General features: G+C 47.7%; 1 rRNA gene. It reads left to right on the top strand.

Annotated elements, in window-relative coordinates:
- The first annotated feature begins 98 nt into the window (after positions 1-98).
- Positions 99-1,624 (top strand): 16S ribosomal RNA (locus tag BLV84_RS12125).
- Positions 1,625-1,649 lie beyond the last annotated feature (25 nt).

The following is a 1,649-nucleotide window of genomic DNA, read 5'->3' on the forward strand; positions in this document are numbered from 1 at the left end:
GTATAATGAAGCATTAAGACTAGAAGTTAATTTTGAGTTTTTATTTGGAGAGATTTGAATAAATAGTTGTAGAGTCTATTTAAGATATTTAAAAGACAACAATGAAGAGTTTGATCCTGGCTCAGGATGAACGCTAGCGGCAGGCTTAACACATGCAAGTCGAGGGGTAACATTGGTGCTTGCATCAGATGACGACCGGCGGATGGGTGAGTAACGCGTATACAATTTGCCTTACAGCGAGGGATAGCCCGAAGAAATTTGGATTAATACCTCATAGTTTTATCGATTGGCATCGATTGATAAATAAACATTTATGGCTGTAAGATGAGTATGCGTCCTATTAGCTAGTAGGTGTGGTAACGGCATACCTAGGCGACGATAGGTAGGGGTCCTGAGAGGGAGATCCCCCACACTGGTACTGAGACACGGACCAGACTCCTACGGGAGGCAGCAGTGAGGAATATTGGACAATGGAGGCAACTCTGATCCAGCCATGCCGCGTGCAGGAAGACTGCCCTATGGGTTGTAAACTGCTTTTATATAGGAAGAAAAAGAATCACGTGTGATTTGTTGACGGTACTATATGAATAAGGATCGGCTAACTCCGTGCCAGCAGCCGCGGTAATACGGAGGATCCGAGCGTTATCCGGAATTATTGGGTTTAAAGGGTCCGTAGGCGGGATAATAAGTCAGCGGTGAAAGTTTGTGGCTCAACCACGAAATTGCCGTTGATACTGTTGTTCTTGAGTTATTGTGAAGTGGTTAGAATGTGTAGTGTAGCGGTGAAATGCATAGATATTACACAGAATACCGATTGCGAAGGCAGATCACTAACAATACACTGACGCTGATGGACGAAAGCGTAGGTAGCGAACAGGATTAGATACCCTGGTAGTCTACGCAGTAAACGATGGTTACTAGCTGTTCGGTCTAATTGAGGATTGAGTGGTTAAGCGAAAGTGATAAGTAACCCACCTGGGGAGTACGTTCGCAAGAATGAAACTCAAAGGAATTGACGGGGGCCCGCACAAGCGGTGGAGCATGTGGTTTAATTCGATGATACGCGAGGAACCTTACCAGGGCTTAAATGCAGTTTGACAGGGTTGGAAACAACTTTTTCTTCGGACAAATTGCAAGGTGCTGCATGGTTGTCGTCAGCTCGTGCCGTGAGGTGTCAGGTTAAGTCCTATAACGAGCGCAACCCCTTTGGTTAGTTGCCAGCGAGTCATGTCGGGAACTCTAGCCATACTGCCAGTGTAAACTGTGAGGAAGGTGGGGATGACGTCAAATCATCACGGCCCTTACGTCCTGGGCTACACACGTGCTACAATGGTAGGGACAGAGAGCAGCCACTACGCGAGTAGGAGCGAATCTACAAACCCTATCACAGTTCGGATCGGAGTCTGCAACTCGACTCCGTGAAGCTGGAATCGCTAGTAATCGCATATCAGCCATGATGCGGTGAATACGTTCCCGGGCCTTGTACACACCGCCCGTCAAGCCATGGAAGCTGGGGGTACCTGAAGTCGGTCGCCGCGAGGAGCCGCCTAGGGTAAAACTGGTAACTGGGGCTAAGTCGTAACAAGGTAGCCGTACCGGAAGGTGCGGCTGGAATACCTCCTTTTTAAGAGAGATAGTTTTACGATGAT

The organism is Psychroflexus halocasei (assembly GCF_900107595.1).
In the GTDB taxonomy this organism is placed as follows: Bacteria; Bacteroidota; Bacteroidia; order Flavobacteriales; family Flavobacteriaceae; genus Psychroflexus; species Psychroflexus halocasei.